Origin of the sequence: Kaistia geumhonensis, assembly GCF_030815145.1 — a bacterium.
Taxonomy (GTDB): domain Bacteria; phylum Pseudomonadota; class Alphaproteobacteria; order Rhizobiales; family Kaistiaceae; genus Kaistia; species Kaistia geumhonensis.
In genome coordinates this window covers 3479789-3496846 of sequence record NZ_JAUSWJ010000001.1, presented here as the reverse complement: position 1 = coordinate 3496846, position 17058 = coordinate 3479789, and the positions used below count along the sequence as shown (strand labels likewise).

At 67.2% G+C, this 17058-nt stretch carries 19 protein-coding genes, 1 tRNA gene and 1 pseudogene; 12 read left to right on the top strand and 9 right to left on the bottom strand.

Features of this window, described 5'->3' with window-relative positions; genetic code table 11:
* Positions 1-16: 16 nt before the first annotated feature.
* Entirely contained in the window at positions 17-217 is a 201-nt protein-coding gene (locus QO015_RS16520) for a hypothetical protein (RefSeq protein ID WP_266282929.1), read from the top strand.
* Here QO015_RS16520 and moeB read toward each other — a convergent pair.
* A complete protein-coding gene (moeB, locus tag QO015_RS16515; RefSeq protein WP_307290601.1) occupies positions 199-984 on the bottom strand; it encodes a molybdopterin-synthase adenylyltransferase MoeB in 786 nt (261 codons plus the stop codon). The genes QO015_RS16520 and moeB overlap by 19 nt on opposite strands.
* Positions 971-1600 carry a uracil phosphoribosyltransferase gene (gene upp, locus QO015_RS16510; protein ID WP_266282932.1) on the bottom strand — a complete coding sequence of 210 codons (630 nt, stop codon included), beginning with the start codon at positions 1598-1600 and terminating at the stop codon, positions 971-973. The genes moeB and upp overlap by 14 nt, the downstream gene beginning before the upstream one ends.
* Positions 1601-1725: 125 nt before the next feature.
* Here upp and QO015_RS16505 point away from each other — a divergent pair, with 125 nt between their 5' ends.
* Together QO015_RS16505 and phnD are read left to right on the top strand one after the other, a co-directional pair.
* Complete coding sequence (locus QO015_RS16505; RefSeq protein ID WP_266282933.1) at positions 1726-2724, top strand: adenosine deaminase; 999 nt, start codon at positions 1726-1728, stop codon at positions 2722-2724.
* Between the two features lie 22 nt (positions 2725-2746).
* Positions 2747-3652 carry a phosphate/phosphite/phosphonate ABC transporter substrate-binding protein gene (gene phnD, locus QO015_RS16500; protein WP_266282934.1) on the top strand — a complete coding sequence of 302 codons (906 nt, stop codon included), beginning with the start codon at positions 2747-2749 and terminating at the stop codon, positions 3650-3652.
* Between the two features lie 4 nt (positions 3653-3656).
* On the opposite strand, the gene QO015_RS16495 is transcribed toward phnD, so the two are convergent.
* Positions 3657-4109, bottom strand: a complete 453-nt coding sequence (locus QO015_RS16495; RefSeq protein WP_266282935.1) for a MarR family winged helix-turn-helix transcriptional regulator — start codon at positions 4107-4109, stop codon at positions 3657-3659.
* Positions 4110-4386: 277 nt separating this feature from the next.
* On the opposite strand from QO015_RS16495, the gene typA reads away from it, so the two are divergent.
* On the top strand, positions 4387-6207 hold the full coding sequence (typA, locus tag QO015_RS16490; RefSeq protein ID WP_266282937.1) for a translational GTPase TypA: 1821 nt from the start codon (positions 4387-4389) through the stop codon (positions 6205-6207).
* A gap of 146 nt (positions 6208-6353) precedes the next feature.
* The gene (locus QO015_RS16485) at positions 6354-6866 is read left to right on the top strand and encodes a GNAT family N-acetyltransferase (RefSeq protein WP_266282939.1); all 513 of its coding nucleotides are present in this window, start codon (positions 6354-6356) and stop codon (positions 6864-6866) included.
* Between the two features lie 69 nt (positions 6867-6935).
* Here QO015_RS16485 and QO015_RS16480 read toward each other — a convergent pair whose 3' ends face one another.
* A complete protein-coding gene (locus tag QO015_RS16480) occupies positions 6936-7424 on the bottom strand; it encodes a DUF1801 domain-containing protein (RefSeq protein ID WP_266282940.1) in 489 nt (162 codons plus the stop codon).
* Between the two features lie 239 nt (positions 7425-7663).
* On the opposite strand from QO015_RS16480, the gene ppa reads away from it, so the two are divergent.
* The gene (ppa, locus tag QO015_RS16475; RefSeq protein ID WP_266282941.1) at positions 7664-8194 is read left to right on the top strand and encodes an inorganic diphosphatase; all 531 of its coding nucleotides are present in this window, start codon (positions 7664-7666) and stop codon (positions 8192-8194) included.
* 2 nt (positions 8195-8196) lie between these two features.
* A complete protein-coding gene (locus tag QO015_RS16470) occupies positions 8197-8682 on the top strand; it encodes a YqhG/Tai3 family protein (protein ID WP_266282942.1) in 486 nt (161 codons plus the stop codon).
* Between the two features lie 32 nt (positions 8683-8714).
* Here QO015_RS16470 and QO015_RS16465 read toward each other — a convergent pair whose 3' ends face one another.
* Positions 8715-9044: a DUF167 family protein gene (locus QO015_RS16465; protein ID WP_266282943.1), complete on the bottom strand. Its 330-nt coding sequence runs from the start codon at positions 9042-9044 to the stop codon at positions 8715-8717.
* Complete coding sequence (locus tag QO015_RS16460; RefSeq protein WP_266282944.1) at positions 9041-9331, bottom strand: YggT family protein; 291 nt, start codon at positions 9329-9331, stop codon at positions 9041-9043. The genes QO015_RS16465 and QO015_RS16460 overlap by 4 nt, the downstream gene beginning before the upstream one ends.
* A gap of 142 nt (positions 9332-9473) precedes the next feature.
* On the opposite strand from QO015_RS16460, the gene QO015_RS16455 reads away from it, so the two are divergent.
* The 3 genes and pseudogenes from QO015_RS16455 to QO015_RS16445 all read left to right on the top strand — a co-directional run bounded on the left by QO015_RS16455 (position 9474) and on the right by QO015_RS16445 (position 11039).
* A tRNA-Ala gene (locus QO015_RS16455) sits at positions 9474-9549 on the top strand.
* Positions 9550-9645: 96 nt separating this feature from the next.
* A pseudogene (locus tag QO015_RS16450) lies at positions 9646-10329 on the top strand (transposase); the annotation flags it as partial.
* Positions 10330-10628: 299 nt separating this feature from the next.
* Entirely contained in the window at positions 10629-11039 is a 411-nt protein-coding gene (locus QO015_RS16445; protein WP_266282945.1) for a hypothetical protein, read from the top strand.
* 71 nt (positions 11040-11110) lie between these two features.
* Here the strand turns inward: QO015_RS16445 and QO015_RS16440 are convergent, their stop codons facing one another.
* Positions 11111-12169 (bottom strand): hypothetical protein, encoded by a 1059-nt coding sequence (locus tag QO015_RS16440; RefSeq protein WP_266282947.1) that lies wholly within the window; start codon positions 12167-12169, stop codon positions 11111-11113.
* Positions 12169-12462, bottom strand: a complete 294-nt coding sequence (locus QO015_RS16435; protein WP_266282949.1) for a YciI family protein — start codon at positions 12460-12462, stop codon at positions 12169-12171. The genes QO015_RS16440 and QO015_RS16435 overlap by 1 nt, the downstream gene beginning before the upstream one ends.
* A 208-nt stretch (positions 12463-12670) precedes the next feature.
* Between QO015_RS16435 and QO015_RS16430 the strand changes: the two genes are divergently transcribed.
* Together QO015_RS16430 and QO015_RS16425 are read left to right on the top strand one after the other, a co-directional pair.
* Complete coding sequence (locus QO015_RS16430) at positions 12671-13486, top strand: substrate-binding periplasmic protein (protein WP_266282951.1); 816 nt, start codon at positions 12671-12673, stop codon at positions 13484-13486.
* Positions 13487-13660: 174 nt separating this feature from the next.
* Positions 13661-15187: an amino acid ABC transporter permease/ATP-binding protein gene (locus QO015_RS16425; RefSeq protein ID WP_307290585.1), complete on the top strand. Its 1527-nt coding sequence runs from the start codon at positions 13661-13663 to the stop codon at positions 15185-15187.
* A gap of 83 nt (positions 15188-15270) precedes the next feature.
* On the opposite strand, the gene QO015_RS16420 is transcribed toward QO015_RS16425, so the two are convergent.
* Positions 15271-16839 carry an FAD/NAD(P)-binding protein gene (locus QO015_RS16420; protein WP_266282953.1) on the bottom strand — a complete coding sequence of 523 codons (1569 nt, stop codon included), beginning with the start codon at positions 16837-16839 and terminating at the stop codon, positions 15271-15273.
* Positions 16840-17058: the final 219 nt, after the last annotated feature.

Sequence of the window (17058 nt, the reverse complement as noted above, 5' to 3'; positions counted from 1 at the left end):
ATCGGGGACTTGCGTGATGATTCCAGCCAGCTATTTCTTCCGCTCCGCCTATCGCCAGCGCTTCGAGGCGCTCGAGCCCGTGGAACCCGAGCCGCCGTTCTGGCCGGGTCGGCCGCGCCTCGATCGCGTCACCACGGCGATTCTCGGCTTCGCCTTCGGCGCTGCCCATCTGCCGCTCGGCCTCGGACCGGATGCCGATCATCGCCGGCGGCGATAGGCAATCGTCTCGAATCGCATGCAGAGCACATCGACGAGCAGCAACTGCCCGATCAGCGGCGTGCCGATGCCGAGGACGAGCTTCAGCACTTCCGCCGCCTGCAGGGTGCCGAGAATGCCGGTGACGGCGCCGAGGATGCCCGCTTCGGCGCAGCTCGGCACGAGGCCGAGCGGCGGCGGCTCGGGGAAAAGGTCCCGGTAACGTGGATTGCGCGCGCCGTCGCGATCCTCATAGGGCATGAGCACGGTGAGCGAGCCGTCGAAGCGGCCGACCGCCGCGGTCACCAGCGGCCGCTTCAACGCCTCGGCCCTGTCGGCGACGAGAAAGCGCGTCTCGAAATTGTCCGATCCGTCGGCGATCACGTCATAGGCCGCGATTAGTGCATCGGCGTTGTCGGCCGTCAGGCGCAAGCGGTGCGTCTCGACGGCGACATGCGGATTGATGTCCCGCACGGCGTCCGCCGCGCTCTCCACCTTAGGCCGGCCGACATCCGCGGTACCGTGCAGCACCTGCCGCTGCAGGTTGGAGAGCGCCACGGCGTCGTCGTCGACGATGCCGATCGTCCCGATGCCGGCCGCGGCCAGATACTGGACGAGCGGCGACCCGAGACCGCCGGCGCCGATGACGAGAACCCGCGCGGCCTTCAGCCGTTGCTGGCCGGGCCCGCCGACTTCGGTCAGAACGAGATGACGCGCATAGCGCGCGACTTCGTCGTCGGAAAAACTCACGAGAATCCCGCCGAACGGCGTCCCGTCACTTGGTGCCATACATGCGGTCGCCGGCATCGCCGAGACCGGGAACGATATAGCCCTTGTCGTTCAGGTATTTGTCGACCGAGGCGGTGAAGATCGGCACTTCGGGATGCGCGCCGTGGAATTTGTCGATCCCCTCGGGCGCGGCGAGCAGGCAGACGAAGCGGATGTCCTTGGCGCCGCGCTCCTGCAGCCGGTCGATGGCGGCGATGGCCGAATTTGCGGTCGCCAGCATCGGATCGACGACGATGGTCAGCCGCTCGTCGAGATCGTCGGGCGCCTTGAAGTAATATTCGACGGCCGACAGCGTCTTCGGATCGCGGTAGAGGCCGATATGCGCCACACGCGCCGCCGGCACGAGGTCCAGCATGCCTTCGAGCAGCCCGTTTCCGGCGCGCAGCACCGAGGCGAAGACCAGCTTCTTGCCGGCGAGCGTCGGGGCCCGCATCTCCGCGAGCGGCGTCTCGATCGTCGTCGTCGTGAGCTCGAGATCGCGGGTCACCTCGTAGCAGAGCAGCGTCGCGATCTCGCGCAGAAGCTGCCGGAACCCGGCGGTCGAGGTGTGCTTGTCCCGCATGATGGTCAGCTTGTGCTGCACCAGGGGATGGTTGATGACTGTCACGCTCGCCATTCGTCCGCCTCGTCTCGAAAGTTGCGCAAGCCTATCCGACCCGTCCCCGGGTGCAAGCCTCGCCTTGTCCACGCCTCGATGGCCGCATTACCATGCCGTCGAGGCCAGGGCGACGGGAGCGTGCGATGGGTCCGGGTACTGATCATCTCCGCCGCCTGCCGAAGGTCGAACTGCACTGCCACATCGAGGGCGCGGCCCGGCCCGACCTTGTCCAACGCGTGGCAGCGCGCCACGCCGTCGATCTCGAAGGTCTTTTCGACGACGCCGGCCGCTATCGCTGGCACGATTTCTCCTCCTTCATCCGCGCCTATGACCGCGCCGCCGGGGTCTTCCGCACCGAGGAGGATTTCCGCGATCTCGCCTTCGACCATTTCGCAGGCATCGCGGCCGAAGGCGCCGTCTATGGCGAGATCTTCGTGTCTCCGGATCATGCGGCTGCCTCCGGCCTTTCCTGGCGCGCCTATGCCGATGGTCTCGCCGCCGGCATTCGCGACGCCTCGGCCGCCACCGGCATCGAGGGGCGGATGATCGCGATCGGCGTGCGGCATCACGGTCCGGAGAGCGTCCTCGCGGCGGCGCGTCTGGTCGCGTCCCAGCCCCATGCTCTCGTCACCGGCTTCGGCCTCGCCGGGGACGAGCGCAGCCATCATCCGCGCGACTTCGCGCCGGCCTTCAGGATCGCGGAAGAGGCCGGCCTCGGTCTCACCGTCCATGCCGGCGAACTCGACGGCCCCGAAAGCGTCCGCGCGGCCCTCGATCACCTTCCGGTCTCCCGCATCGGCCACGGGGTCCGCGCGATCGAGGATCCCGACCTCGTCCACCGTATCGCGGCGGAGGGCATCGTCCTCGAGCTCTGTCCGCTCTCCAATATCGCGCTCGGCCTCTATCCGGATGTCGCACGCCACCCCGCGCGGTCGCTGATGGCGACCGGCGTCCGGATCACGGTGAGCTCGGACGACCCACCCTATTTCGGCTCCTCGATCGGGACCGAATACGCGGCGCTCGCGCGCGACCAGGATTTCTCGGATAGTGAGCTCGTCGCCCTCGGCCGCACGGCGCTCGAAGCGGCCTTCGTCGACGCGCCGACCCGCGAGCGGATCGCGGCGAGCCTGCGGGATTGGTGAGGTTGAGCTTGTGAGGTTTTCGATGCGTCGCGTCCTGGTCGCCCTGATCGCCCTGGCCCTTTCGCCCGCCGCCGCCCTCGCCGGCTGGCGCGACGACGTCAAGACGCTCAAGGTCGGCTTCATCGCCGGCGACAACCCGACCCAGGAGGTCGCGCGGCTCGAGAAGTTCCGGTGGCGCCTGCAGACCGCGCTCGCAGTCCCGGTGACGCTCTTCCCCGCCCGGTCCTATCAGGCGCTCATCGAGGCCGAGAGTTCGGGCCGCATCCAGTATGCGATCCTGTCCTCGCTCGCCTATGTCGCGCTCGACCAGGCCTGCCATTGCGCCGAGCCGCTGGTCCAGCCGGTGGCGGCCGATGGAGCCCGCGGTTTCCGCGCCCTGATTGTGGCCCCGGCCGCGAGCCGCATCGCCTCGCTCGACGACGCGCGCGGCAAGCGTCTCGCCGTCGCTCGAAAGGATTCGCTCTCGGGCCGGCTGGTGCCGCTGGCCGGCCTCGCCGCGGAGGGGATCGATGCCGAGACGACCTTCGCGAGCCTCGTCGAGACCGAGGATCCGCTGGCGGCGTTGAAGGCTCTCGGCAATGGCGACGCGGATCTCGCCGTTGCCTGGTCCAGCGCCGAGGAGCCGCTGACGGCCCCGCGCGATAGCGGCCCGATCGGGGCACTGACCGCGGATGGCGGCCTGCCCCCCGGCGGGCTCCGCGTCGTCTGGCGCTCCGACATCATACCTTTCGGGCCGCATGCGGTGCGGAGCGATCTGCCGTCCGAGGCCAAGGACGCGCTGCGCCGGGCGCTGGTCGCGATGCGAACAGATGATCCGGACGCCTATGACGCGATCGAGCCACGCTTCGAGGGCGGTTTCGTCGAAGTCGACGACGGCCCCTATCGCCGCCTCGGCCTGCTGCTCGCCGAGGTGGCGGCGCCGCAGTAGCGGGTCAGGCGACCGGCTCCGGCGTATTGACGATGTTGTCCTGCAGCTTCAGCAGCGTGAGCCGCATCGTCTCCAGCACCGCCGGATCGATGCCCCGCTCGGCCTCCTCGCGCACCTGCTTGCCGATGGCGCGGATGCGGCGGACGATGTTGGCGGCAGCCGGCGTCAGGCGGATGAGCTTGGCCCGGCGATCGGCCGGGTCGGGAATGCGCTCCACGAGACCGGCCGCCTCCAGCCGGTCGAGAAACCCGACCAGCGTCATCGGTTCGACCGACAGCTCGTCGGCGAGCGTCGACTGGCGCAGTCCCGGACGGCGACTGACGAAGGCGAGCGTCCTCGCCTCGGCGACCGTCAGCCCGAGTCCGGCGTTTTCTAGTGCTTTTTCAAATCGACGTCGCAGAAGTCTCGCAACATCGACGAGGACGAATCCTAGCGGATCCTCGATCGTAGCTACCAAAACCTGATCCCCCGTAGCATATTATATGTAAACCATATAATATTTGCCCTATTACTGGCCGTCAATCTATCTGCGATCGCATCTTCCTCCGCAACACCCCATTCGTCGCAGACGGGCGAGTCTCAATCGATTGGCTGCGGATGCTTGTTGCCTTTTCGAGGCGTTTCAAGCATTTTGCACCGCAAAATGGCCCGGCAGCGTTTACGCCCCGGGGCCGCGCTCCGGGACCGGCCCGTCGCGCAGCCCCGGTGGCGCCGTTGCCTTTCTGGATCGAGATATGTCCCTTCGCAACATCGCCATCATCGCGCATGTCGATCATGGCAAGACCACGCTCGTCGACAAGCTGCTGCAGCAGTCCGGCTCCTTCCGAGAGAACCAGCGCGTCGCCGAGCGTGTGATGGATTCGAACGACATCGAGAAGGAGCGCGGCATCACCATCCTGGCCAAGGCGACCTCGATCGTCTGGAAGGACACGCGCATCAATATCGTCGATACCCCCGGCCATGCCGATTTCGGCGGCGAGGTCGAGCGCATCCTCAACATGGTCGACGGCGTGATCGTCCTCGTCGATGCGGCGGAAGGGCCGATGCCGCAGACAAAGTTCGTTGTCGGCAAGGCGCTCAAGGTCGGCCTGAAGCCGATCGTCGCCATCAACAAGGTCGACAAGCCCGACGCGCGCGTCCAGGAAGTCGTGAACGAGGTATTCGACCTCTTCGCCGCCCTCGACGCCACCGACGAGCAGCTCGATTTCCCGATCCTCTACGGTTCGGCCAAGCAGGGCTGGATGGGCCGTTCGCCGGATGCCTCGCATGACGACGGCATGGCGCCGCTGTTCGACTTGGTGCTCGAGCATGTCGACGCTCCGCATGTCGAGGAAGGCCCCTTCCGCATGCTGGGCACGCTGCTCGAGGCCAATCCCTATCTCGGGCGCCTCATCACCGGCCGCATCACCTCCGGTTCGGTGAAGCCGACCCAGATGCTGAAAGTGCTGTCGCAGGACGGAACCACCGTCGAGCAGTTCCGCGTTTCCAAGATCCTCGCCTTCCGCGGAATCGAGCGTCAGCCGATCGAGGAAGGCGTTCCGGGCGACATCGTCGCCATCGCCGGCATGACCAAGGGCACCGTCGCCGAGACCTTCTGCGACCCCACGGTCACCGAGGCGATCAAGGCCCAGCCGATCGATCCGCCGACCGTGTCGATGACCTTCATGGTCAATGACAGCCCGCTCGCCGGAACCGAGGGCGACAAGGTCACCAGCCGCATGATCCGCGACCGCCTGTTCAAGGAGGCCGAGGGCAATGTGGCGCTGAAGATCGAGGAGACGAGCGGCAAGGATGCCTTCGTCGTCTCGGGCCGAGGCGAGCTTCTCCTGGCGATCCTGATCGAGAACATGCGCCGCGAAGGCTACGAGCTCGGCGTCTCGCGCCCGCGCGTCGTCTTCCAGAAGGACGAGAGCGGCCAGATCCAGGAGCCGATCGAGGAAGTCATCATCGACGTCGACGAGGAGCATTCCGGCGTCGTCGTGCAGAAGATGGCCGAGCGCAAGGGCGAGATGATCGAGATGCGCCCCTCCGGCGGCGATCGCCTGCGCCTCGTCTTCCGCGCGCCGACCCGCGGCCTGATCGGCTACCAGGGCGAACTGCTGACCGATACGCGCGGCACGGCGATCATGAACCGCCTCTTCCACTCCTACCAGCCCTACAAGGGCGAGATCGCCGGCCGCCGCAACGGCGTGCTGATCGCGAACGAGGCCGGCGAGGCCGTCGCCTATGCGCTGTGGAACCTCGAGGACCGCGGCCCGATGATGATCGAGCCGGGCTGGAAGGTCTATGAGGGCATGATCGTCGGCGAGCACACCCGCGACAACGATCTCGAGGTCAATGTCCTCAAGGGCAAGAAGCTCTCGAACGTCCGCTCCGCCGGCAAGGACGAGGCCGTGCGCCTCACGCCGCCGATCCGCATGACGCTCGAGCGCTCGCTGTCCTGGATCTCGGACGACGAACTGGTCGAGGTGACGCCGAAGTCGATCCGCCTGCGCAAGGCGATCCTGGATCCGATCGAGCGCAAGCGCGCCGACCGCGCCCGCCAGACGGCCTGACCGGGCGCCGCCCCGGCGGCGTCCTTCCCCCTTTTCTGCCATGGACGGGCAGGGCCGCCACAGGCCCTGCGCAGCTTTGTCACGGCAGCGTCACGGGACGCGAAAAGGGGCTTCCCCCGCTTCGAAAGCGGACCTATCCTTGCCTTATGAGCACTCTGTCGATCGGTGTACGCCGGGCTGAGGTGACTGACGCGGCGTCCATCACCGCGGTCCACGACACTGCCTGGCGACAGGCCTATGACGGCCTGATACCGGCTCGCGAACTGAGCCGGATGATCGCGCGACGCGGCCACACCTGGTGGGGCCGCGCCATCCGCCGGGGCACCGGCATCCTTGTGCTTGAGGTGGGCGGCACCATCGCCGGCTATGCCACCTACGGCCCCAACCGCGCGCGCAATCTCGTGCAGCGCGGCGAGGTCTACGAGCTCTATCTCCGGCCCGAATATCAGGGCATCGGCCTCGGTACCCGCCTCTTCCTCGCCGCAAGGCGCGAGCTCGCGCGGCACGGCTTCGACACGGCGGTCGTCTGGGCGCTGGCCGACAACGAAGGCGCCTGCCGCTTCTACAAGAACGCCGGCGGCCGCAAGGTGGCGCGCGGCAGCGAGCGCTTCGGCGACGTCACGCTCGCCAAGGTCGCCTTCGCCTTCGCTCGCGGCTGACGCGGGAACGCGCCAGCCCGATCCGCAAGCGCTCAACCCGTGCCGGCCGCGGTTCTCCCGGCCCGTCCGTCACCGCCGTCCGTCGTCGCCCATGATCCAGCCGGGAAGGCTGGCGGCCTGCCTCGCCCAGTCGGCGAGCTGCGCCGCGTCCAATTCGTCGCCTTCGCGGATGTCGAGATAGCGCACATCCGGCTGCTTCGAGGCGCCGGGCGGCTGCGGATCGAGTTCGGCGCCGCGAAAGAAGGCGACCTTCACGTAGGACGTGAAGCAGTGGAAGGAGAGGAACCAGCCCTTGTCGGTTCCGTAGAAGGGCGAGTTCCACTTCACGGCCTTGCGAAGGCCCGGCACGCCGGCGACGATCACCGCGTCGATGCGCTCGCCGATCTCGCGTTTCCAGCCCGGCATGGCCGCGATATAGGCCGCGACGGGAGCAGCGCCGTCGCCTTTCGCAATCTGCGGGTTGCCGCCCGCGAGCAGCTTCGGCGTCGCCGCAGCGTCCGCCGCGACAACCGGATCGGCCGCGGTCTCCCTCGGTCCGCCGCGCGATCGCCTCGTCATTCCTTCGCTCCCCGTCATCCCTTCCCCGGGATGAGCCAGCCGCTCGACCGCCACGCGCTCCGGACTACAGCACGCGCACGCCAGTACCACCGTTGAACGCGGACCCGCCGGGGGGCGGAACCCGAGCGGCTTTTTCCGCTTCTCCCTTGCGGGCCGCCGCCCGGCCGCTTAAGAGCGGATCGCCCGTGCAGCGCACAATGCGCTTCGCAGTCCGCCAACACCGCCTGAGGGATCATCCCATGCGCATCGACGCTGTGCCGATCGGCAAGAATCCTCCGCACGACATCAACGTGATCATCGAGGTGCCGGTCGGCGGCGAGCCCATCAAGTATGAAATGGACAAGGAAGCCGGCGCTCTCTATGTCGACCGCTTCCTCTATACGCCGATGCGCTATCCGGGCAATTACGGCTTCGTCCCCCACACGCTTTGCGGCGACGGCGACCCGATCGACGTGCTCGTCACCAACCAGCGCGCCATCATTCCCGGCGCGATCATGAATTGCCGGCCGGTCGGCGTGCTGCGCATGCGCGACGAGGGCGGCGAGGACGAAAAGGTCATCGCGGTTCCCTCGACCAAGCTGACGCGCCGCTACGAGAAGATCGAGAGCTATACCGACCTTCCCGAGATCACGCTGCGCCAGATCGAGCACTTCTTCCAGCACTACAAGGATCTGGAGAAGGGCAAGTGGGTCGAGATCTCCGGCTGGGGCGACAAGGCCGAGGCCGAGAGGCTCATCGTCGAGGCGATCGAGCGCTACAAGAAGGGCTGACCGTGGCCTTTGCACCCACATTCTCGCGGCGCGGCCTCCTGGCCGCGTCCGCGGCGTTGGCCCTTGCCGCGTCCTCGGCCGGCCTCGCGCGCGCAGCAGCCGCTCCGGAGGCCTTCCTCGAGGCCATTTACGGCGCCTATCGCGGCGAGGGTGACGGTGTCGACCTCGGCGACCGCGCCGCGCTCGACAGCTATTTCACGCCCGACCTCGCGGGCATGATCGCCGACGACCGGGCCCGCGCCGAAGCGGCCGACGATGTGCCGTTGCTGGACGGCGACCCGTTCATCGACGCGCAAGACTGGGAGATCGAGAATCTCGCGGTCACGGTCGAGCACGGCGCCGACGGCAAGGCGACCGGCCATGTGCGCTTCGTCAATGCCGGAACGCCTGTCGCAGTCGACGTGATGCTGGTGGAAACGCCGGCCGGCTGGCGCATCCGCGACATCCATTGGCCGAACGGCTCGCTGCGCGGCCTCTATACGCACTGAGCGCGCTCAGCGCCTCTCCTCCCGGCGGGGCATCAGCCCCGCCGCCCAGCCTCGCCGCCGAGCGCCACCGCGCGCGCCATCAGCGCCTCGGCGTCGCCTTCGATCCTCACCGTCTTCACCCGCGACGTCTGGCCGCTGACCACCACGACCGCGCCGCGCGCGACGCCGAAGGTCTCGGCGACGAGCGCCGTCAGGGCGGCGTTGGCGGCGCCCTTTTCCGGAACGGCGCGGACGCGCGCGCTCATTACGGAACGGCCGTCGGAGAGCACCGACAGTCCGTCGATGGCGTCACGCCCGCCGCGCGGCGTCAGGCGGACATCGATCAGGATGCCGCCGGAAACCAGCCGCGCCGGTCCGCTCAAAATGCCATGGGATAGACGTAGATGATGATGATCTGCTGGATCAGGATGATGCCGAGCAGCAGGATGACCGGCGAGATATCGATCGCGCCGAGCGTCGGCACGACGCGGCGGATCGGCCGAAGCACCGGCTCGGTCGCCTGGTAGAGGAAGTTCCCGATCGCCGAGACCACGGGGTTGCGCGCGTTGACGACGCCGAAGGCGAACAGCCAGCTGAAGATCGCGCTCGCGATGATCACATACCAGTAGAGGTTCAGCGCATACATGATGACGTTGAGGACGGCGATCATCGCTTTTCCGCAAGAAGTGGCACGGCCGGCTGGCCGCTCCCTCATGTAGCGGTGGACCGCCGCTCCCGCAACCCGCGCACCGCTTCGCCGCCGCTTGACACTGCCACCCGCCGCGCCCTACAAGGCGCCGTCGCTTTGCGACGGGGCCGTAGCTCAGATGGGAGAGCGCTGCAATCGCACTGCAGAGGTCAGGGGTTCGATTCCCCTCGGCTCCACCAATCAAATCAACACGTTGCGGCGGCAGTATTCTCATAGGGGCCACGTATCGCGGTCAGCACAAGTGACCTTGCCCCCCTGAAATGCCCTCGGTCTGAATTGGACTCCGTCGGAAGGAGACGGAGACGAAGAAGAGCCGGTTCAGCGAAGAGCAGATCATTGCGGTCCTGAAAGAGCATCAGGCCGGGATTGCGGCGGCGGATGTCTGCCGGAAGCACAGGATCAGCGATACGACGTTCTACAATTGGCGGAGTCGCTACGGCAGCATGGAAGTGTCGAGGCGCGGCGGTTGAAGGCGCTTGAGGACGAGAACCTCAAGCTCAAGAAGCTCTTGGCGGAATCGATGCTCGACGTTGCCACGCTGCGCGAGGCGCTTGGAAAAAAACTCTGAAGCCTGGATCGCGGAGAGCGTTCGTGACTTGGGCGATCGAAGAGAAAAGCTACTCGCAGCGGCGTGCATGAGGCCTGATCTGGCTCGAACCAGAGACCTATCGCTATGCGTCACGGCGGCTGGACGATCCCGCCCTGCAGACGCGGCTGAAAGAACTGGCGCCTGAACGGCGGCGGTTCGGCTATCGGCGGCTGCATATCCTGCTGCGACAGGAAGGTATCGATCTGAACCACAAGAAGTTGTTCCGGCTCTATCGCGAGGAGCGCTCACGACGAAGAAGCGCGACGGCTGCAAGCGGGCGCTGGGCACGCGGGCGCCCATGGCGCTGCCAGAGGGGCCGAACCAGCGGTGGAGCCTGAACTTCGTCTCTGACATGCTGGCGTCCTGGCGGCCGGAGTCGCCGGCGCGCTCCCTGTTCGCCTGCCGTTGAAGGCACGCCACGAAGCCCGACGCCGGTCATGCCGACAGCTATGCTGAGACGCGACCGATCCCGTTCGCTTCGGCGCCGGGGCCGCGAGCGACGCCTTTGCGGGGGCCTTCCGGCCACTTAGGCCGACTCGCTGGCCGCGACGTACTCGTCGTGTTCGTCGAGAGCTACGACCGGACCGGCTTCGACAATCCGCTCTAGGCCCCGACCCATCGCGCGACGCTGCAATCCTCCAAGCCCCGCCTCGCCGCCGCGGGCTCGCCATGCGGTCAGGCTGGCTGACCTCGCCCGTCGAGTGCGGACAGAGCTGGCTCGCGCATAGCCCGCTCGAATCCGGTCTGACGATTTCCAGCCAGACGCGCTATCGGGCGCTGCTCGCGAGCCGCCGGGCGGGCCTCCAACATCTCGCCGCACGATCCGGCTTCCGCACCGCCGCCATCATGCCGGGCATCTCCATGGCATGGCCGGAGGGGCCGGCTCAGGGCTTCGAAATCATCCCCGCCACCGCCGATCTCGGCTATCGCGGCCAGCCGTTCAATGTCGTGACGATACCGGATCAATATACGCTCAGACCTTCGACCGGCTCGTGCCGCGCGGGCCGGAGGCCGGCCCGCTCTTCACGCAGATCATACTCCTCCCCTCGCATGCGCGCGGGGTGCTCGTGCCGCGTCTGAACGAAGGCGCTGGAAACCTGGCCGGTGCGGTCGTCATGGCCAAAGGACGGCCTCGATACCGGCGCGGCCGCTCAGTTGTCGATCGAGAAGCGGCTTCCACTGCCGTCGCGTTCGGCCGGCCCGGCACAGAGCTGTCGCGACAACCGCCCGCCGCCGATCGGCAGATCAAGCAGGCTTGCAAGGCCCGGAGACATCACGCCGAGAGCCTCGGCCGCATGCACCATCATAGCGGCTGCTCCGGGAACGGGCGGAGCAGCCGGGCTGATGTCGAGCTCGACCGTTCGGCTGCCCTCGATACGCAACGCCTCGCGCGGCCTGCGGCCGTAGAATTCGGGATCGAGGAACATGTCGAGCGTCATGGCGATGACCGGCTCGCCGCCGCGATATCCGCGCGCGACCTGCGTAATGCCGGCGACCTCGCCGAGCGCAACGGTCCGGTGCGCGAGCGTGACCGGCCTCAGTGCCAGCGTCGGCTCGAGCCGGTCGTCAATGGCGTCGATCGCGACGCCCGTGCATTCGGCGAGCGCGGCGATCGATTCCGGGAATCCCATATGCCCCTCGATCGAGCCCTCTGCAACGCGCGCTCTGAAATCGGTCTCGGTGAGGCCGAAGCCGAGATGCGCGAAATCGGCCGGACCGACGCCGCTCACATTGGAGACACGCAGAATCTCGAACCGGTTCACTTCCGCCATGGTCCGCGAAACCAGAACCGGCAGCGTCTCGAAGCAGAAGCCGGGATTGACGCCGCAGCCCATCGCCACCGTCCCAGCCCTGCGGGCTGCGGCGTCGATGGTAGCGGCTTCGGTGCCATGACGCAGCCAGGGATGAAACAGCCATTCGGCCGCCGAGACGACGCTATAGCCCGCCTCGAGCGCGGCGACGATCTCGGCCGTCGCGCGCGCCGGCTCCGACGTCGAGGCGTGGAAGAGCACCGTGGGCTGATCGGCCGGCGGCAGCGACGGCAGGATCGTTCCGCAGTCGCCGCCCGCGGGAAAGACCGATGCCGTCGGAGCGCCGGCGAGGCCGGGCGCCGTATCGACGATGGCTCCGACCGAGAATGGCGGGCGCTTCGCGAGAGCGGCGAGGATCGCGCGCCCGAGATTGCCGAAGCCGAAGATGGCGGCATGCATCAGAAGCGCTCCTTCCATGCATCGAGCTCCGGCGCGTGGCGCGTCGGCTCGAGCTCGGTGATCGTATGGGTCAAGAGACCGGCGAGGCGGAAAGGATCGCTGGCGAGGATCGCCTCCAGCTCGGCGCGCGAGACGCCGACGGCCAGCATGAAGCCGCCCGTGGCCGGCTTCAGTCGCCCCGACAGGATGAATACGCCTCGGTCATAGAGCGCGCCGACCCAGGCGCGATGCGCCGGCAGCGCGGCGGCGATCGCCTCGGCCGGCGCGGCATAGCTGGACGTGACCATGAACATTGCGGACGGCTCCCCGGAAGCGGCTTCGGAACGACCATAGATATATCACTTGACACTTCAAGTGATATTGTTCGATCGTGTCGACGCTCCGGCACATAAACCAGCGGCTCTCCAGAAGGCACGCGGTAGGGGCGGTTAGGGAGGACATGCAAGACGCCAGAAGCAGCGTCCGGCACGCTCCGGCACACCTTTCAGGGAACAGGATCCGATGACCTTCCTCTCCAAGACCCTCGCCGCGGCGGTTCTGGCAGCGATCGCCGGCACGGCACCGGCCGTCGCCGACGACCTCGCCAAGATCAAGTCCGAAGGCGTGATGCATGCCCTCACTACGGGCAACGACCGCCCGAACGTCATGATGGACGCCTCGGGCAAGCCGGTCGGCTACGAGGTCGACATGTGCAACCTGATCGCCGACAAGCTCGGCGTGAAGCTCGATCTCGGCGTTCTCGCCTGGGAAGGGCTGCTGCCCTCCATCACCTCGGGCAGGACCGAGATGATCTGCTCGGGCGTCAACATCACGCCGGCGCGCCAGGAAGTGTTCGATTTCTCCGTACCCTATTCGCGCACGGCGATCGTCGCCATGGTTCCGCCCGACTCGGCGGTCACCGGACCGACCGATATCAAGGACAAGATCGTCGGCGCGCCGATCGGCGCCGATGGCGACGACGTCGTCCGCGAGATCGGCGGCTACAAGGAACTGAAGGTCTATCCGGGTGTCGCCGAGCAGTTCGCCGACTTCGTCGCCGGGCGCATCGAGGTGGCGATCGTCGGCGACAAGCAGGCCGCCGAGTTCATGAAGGCCCGCCCCGGCATCGCGAAGATCGTCGGCAAGCCCTACAAGGTCAACCTTGTCGGCTATCCGCTGCCGAAGGGCTCGCCCGAGATGAAGGCCGCTCTCGACAAGATCATTTCCGACGCCCGCAGCGACGGCACGATCAACAAGATGGCCAAGGCGAGCTTCGACCTCGACGATTACGACGCGGCCCTGCCGCCGATCGGCCAGGACGCGCCGGCCAAGAAGTAGCCCACCGTTTGGAGTCGCTCCGGGCGCTGTCGCAAGGGCACGTTCGGAGCGCCGCACATCGTCCCCGCCTTCGCTGGCGCGCCGCTTCGGCACGCCTGTTGCTTGGCTGCGCGCTATCGGCCGGGCGCCATGCCGTGCCCGGCTCCCCGAGACCGCCGTTCGAAACGGACCCTGATGAGCCTCGACTTCGCCTCGATCCTTCCCTATGCGCCGCTACTCTTCCAGGCGACGCTGATGACCATCTTTCTGGCGATCACCTCGCAGGTCATCGGAACCGTATGCGGCTTCCTGCTGGCGCTCGCCCGCATGTCGCCGCTGAAGATCCTCTCCGTCCCCGCCTTCCTCTATATCTGGATCGCACGCGGCACCCCGCCGCTGATCCATCTCTTCCTGATCTATTTCGGCCTGCCAACAATCGGCATCACGCTCGAACCGCTGCCGGCGGCGATCATCGCCTTCTCCATCACCTCGGCCGCCTACAATGCCGAAGTGCTGCGCGCCGGCCTGCAGGCGATCCAGCCGGGGCAGATCGAGGCGGCGCGCGCGGTCGGCATGAGCTATCCGACAATCCTGTGGCACATCATCCTGCCGCAGGCGGTTCAGGTCGTGACGCCGCCCTATATGAGCAACTTCATCAGCCATGTGAAAAGCACCTCGCTCGCCTCCGTGGTGACGGTGCGCGAACTGCTGCTGACGACGACCTTCATCTACTCGAACACGTTCCGCGCCCTGGAGGCCCTGATCGTCGCCGGCGCGATCTACCTGTTCCTCACCTCGTTCCTGGCGATCGGTCAGCTGGCGCTCGAGCACTATGTCGCCTTCGACAAGCGCCCGCCCTCCCGCCGCCGCCTGCGCCGGCTGGGCTTCGGCGGCGCCACCGATTTCGCGCCGGCGACCGATGCGCCCGCGCTGCTCGCCGAGAAGCCCGACAGCGGACGGCGCGTGCTCGACATCGTCGGGCTCGAGAAGCGCTTCGGTACCGTCAATGCGCTTTCCGGCGTGAGCCTCACCGTCCAGGAGGGCGAGGTCGTCTGCGTGCTGGGGCCGAGCGGCTCGGGGAAGAGCACGCTTCTGCGCTGCATCAACATGCTCGAGCGTCCCGATGCCGGCCAGATTGGCATCCACTCGCGCGGCGCCGGCTTCGATCTCGCCTTCGGACCCGCTGCGCCGGCCGTCTCCGGCCGCGAACTGGCAAGGCTGCGCTCGCATGTCGGCATGGTCTTCCAGCACTTCAATCTGTGGCCGCACAAGCTCGCGATCGAGAATGTCACCGAAGGGCTGATCCGCGTTCGGCACGTCGCCGGCCGGGAGGCGGGGCTCCTCGCCGCCGAACTGCTGGCGCGCGTCGGGCTCGGAGCCAAGATGATGACCTTCCCCAACCATCTCTCCGGCGGCCAGCGCCAGCGCGTCGCCATCGCCCGCGCGCTCGCGATGCGTCCCGACGTGATGCTGTTCGACGAGCCGACCTCGGCGCTCGACCCGGAACTGGTCGGCGAGGTGCTGCAGGTTCTGGAGGACGTCGCCGCGAGCGGCATGACCATGCTGGTCGCCACCCACGAGATGGGCTTCGCGCGGCGCGTCGCGGACCGGATCGTGTTCATGGATGGCGGTCAGATCGTCGAGATCGCCTCGGCCGCCGATTTCTTCGAGCGTCCGCAGCATGAGCGCAGCATCCGCTTCCTCGAAGCCGTCCTGAAGTAGCGGCACTACCATGACAAAAGAGCCGCCCGGATGATCGTCCGGGCGGCTCCTTCATGTCAGCGCCTTGGTCGTTCGCGACCGGTCTAGTCGTCCGGGCGCCAGAGATGGCCGGCGAGCGGCGCGGGGTCGGTGTCGATGACCGACCAGCTGCGCGTGCGCTCGTAATGGACCGGCTCGTCCTCGACCCAGAGCGCATAGGTGATGCCGTGGATGAGCGGCTCGATACCGTAGCGAAGCCCGGACAGCGACGCGCCCGAATGGGCATTGGTGACGGTGGCGCCGTAGTTGAAGCAGAACATGTTGCGAAGCACCGGCGTCCGGCCCGGCACCTTCTCGACGAAGGAAAGATCGCGGTTGAGATAGGGATAGGTGATCAGCCAGGAATCCGGCTGGTCTTCCGGCGGCGTAAAGCGGTCCGCCCAGGTCGCGATGTTGTCGGCGAGCGGGGCCAGTTCCGGCCGGTTGCGCGGGTCCATGGAGAATCCGCAGCCGATGAAGAGATGGTCGAACATCGCGATCGAGCCGTCGCTGCCCGTCACGCGGACGCCCTCCGCCGTCTCCTCGACATCGGACCAGGAGGCGCCGCCATGCAGGCGGAAATTGGCGAAGGCGGCGCAGCGGTCGACGCCATCCTGCGTCGGGGGCTGGCCGAAGCGGAACACGGCCTGGATCCACCGCCATTTGTCGGCATCCGACATGGACGCGAAGTGGCGCAGATAGCCGGCCTTTTCCAGATAGCGGAACGGATTGGCGGTCAGAATCTGCGGACGGCGCATATAGAGCGTCAGCGCCGAGGCGCCGAGTTCCAGGAGGTCGGCGGCCCGGTCCCAGGCTGTGGCACCGGCGCCGAGCATGGCGACGCGGCTTCCCTTCCAGTCGAGGCTGTCGACGTCGTCCGTGGCGAGAGTATAGCGACCGCGCGGCATCTTCTCGCGGATAAAGGGGGGCACATGCCAGTCGCCGATGCCCTCGAGGCCGGTCGCCAGCACGACCTTGCGCGCATAAACGTGTTCGCCGCCTCGGATCTCGAGGCGGACCAGACCGTCTTCGTCCGAGAAGCCGGTGACCTCGGTCTCGTTGCGGATCGGCAGCTCCAGCGCCGCGCCATACCAGTCGAGATAGGCCTGCCACGCCTGACGCGGCCATTTGCCGAGCTGTTCCCAGCCCTCCTCGCCGAACACCGCCTCGAACCAGGACCGCGGCGCAAGCGAAGGCACGCCGAGATCGGGCCCGGTGACGTGCTTGGGCGAGCGCAGTGTCCACATGCGCGAATAGGTGACCCACGGCCCCTCGCGGCCTTTCGGCGCCCGGTCGAGGATGACGATGTTGGAGACGCGGTCGCGCATCAGCGCGAAGGCGACCGTCATGCCGCACTGGCCGCCGCCGACGATGACCACGTCATGAACGTGATGACCGGCGGGATGACTGCGCGGCAGAACCCAGTCGTCCTTGGGATAATTGAGAATGGCAAGGTCGTGGCGCACCCGCCGCGTTAGCACATCGAGACGCGCGCCGGCATCGGCGAGCGGAGGTGGGCAATAGGGCGGCTTCAGCCCGCTTCTGAGCGCCGCATGATCGAGCTCCAGCCTCGCCGAAAGGGCACGGGCATAGTCGTCCGCCACCCCGATCGCTGCGTGCCGCATCTCATTCATCCGACGCTCCCTGAAAACCGCTCCGGTCAATCGGGTTATAGCGTATCTTTGATATTCCTGTAAAAATATCTGACATTCGGTCGCGCCGTTTTTCACGGTGCCCGGAGAGACACTTCGGCAGCGGCTGGGCGGCTGGTGGCGGCCTGTGCGCGAGATATGCACGCTGATATAGTATCATGGGGCGAATCGACGAAAATTGGTGCAGGCGCGCGGGATGGG

Excerpts from the sequence above, each read along its gene's own strand:
- QO015_RS16520 (WP_266282929.1), top strand. The coding sequence starts at position 17 with ATGATTCCAGCCAGCTATTTCTTCCGCTCCGCCTATCGCCAGCGCTTC.
- moeB (WP_307290601.1), bottom strand. The coding sequence starts at position 984 with ATGGCACCAAGTGACGGGACGCCGTTCGGCGGGATTCTCGTGAGTTTT.
- upp (WP_266282932.1), bottom strand. The coding sequence starts at position 1,600 with ATGGCGAGCGTGACAGTCATCAACCATCCCCTGGTGCAGCACAAGCTG.
- QO015_RS16505 (WP_266282933.1), top strand. The coding sequence starts at position 1,726 with ATGGGTCCGGGTACTGATCATCTCCGCCGCCTGCCGAAGGTCGAACTG.
- phnD (WP_266282934.1), top strand. The coding sequence starts at position 2,747 with ATGCGTCGCGTCCTGGTCGCCCTGATCGCCCTGGCCCTTTCGCCCGCC.
- typA (WP_266282937.1), top strand. The coding sequence starts at position 4,387 with ATGTCCCTTCGCAACATCGCCATCATCGCGCATGTCGATCATGGCAAG.
- QO015_RS16485 (WP_266282939.1), top strand. The coding sequence starts at position 6,354 with ATGAGCACTCTGTCGATCGGTGTACGCCGGGCTGAGGTGACTGACGCG.
- QO015_RS16480 (WP_266282940.1), bottom strand. The coding sequence starts at position 7,424 with ATGACGAGGCGATCGCGCGGCGGACCGAGGGAGACCGCGGCCGATCCG.
- ppa (WP_266282941.1), top strand. The coding sequence starts at position 7,664 with ATGCGCATCGACGCTGTGCCGATCGGCAAGAATCCTCCGCACGACATC.
- QO015_RS16460 (WP_266282944.1), bottom strand. The coding sequence starts at position 9,331 with ATGATCGCCGTCCTCAACGTCATCATGTATGCGCTGAACCTCTACTGG.
- QO015_RS16445 (WP_266282945.1), top strand. The coding sequence starts at position 10,629 with ATGCGGTCAGGCTGGCTGACCTCGCCCGTCGAGTGCGGACAGAGCTGG.
- QO015_RS16440 (WP_266282947.1), bottom strand. The coding sequence starts at position 12,169 with ATGCATGCCGCCATCTTCGGCTTCGGCAATCTCGGGCGCGCGATCCTC.
- QO015_RS16435 (WP_266282949.1), bottom strand. The coding sequence starts at position 12,462 with ATGTTCATGGTCACGTCCAGCTATGCCGCGCCGGCCGAGGCGATCGCC.
- QO015_RS16430 (WP_266282951.1), top strand. The coding sequence starts at position 12,671 with ATGACCTTCCTCTCCAAGACCCTCGCCGCGGCGGTTCTGGCAGCGATC.
- QO015_RS16425 (WP_307290585.1), top strand. The coding sequence starts at position 13,661 with ATGAGCCTCGACTTCGCCTCGATCCTTCCCTATGCGCCGCTACTCTTC.
- QO015_RS16420 (WP_266282953.1), bottom strand. The coding sequence starts at position 16,839 with ATGAATGAGATGCGGCACGCAGCGATCGGGGTGGCGGACGACTATGCC.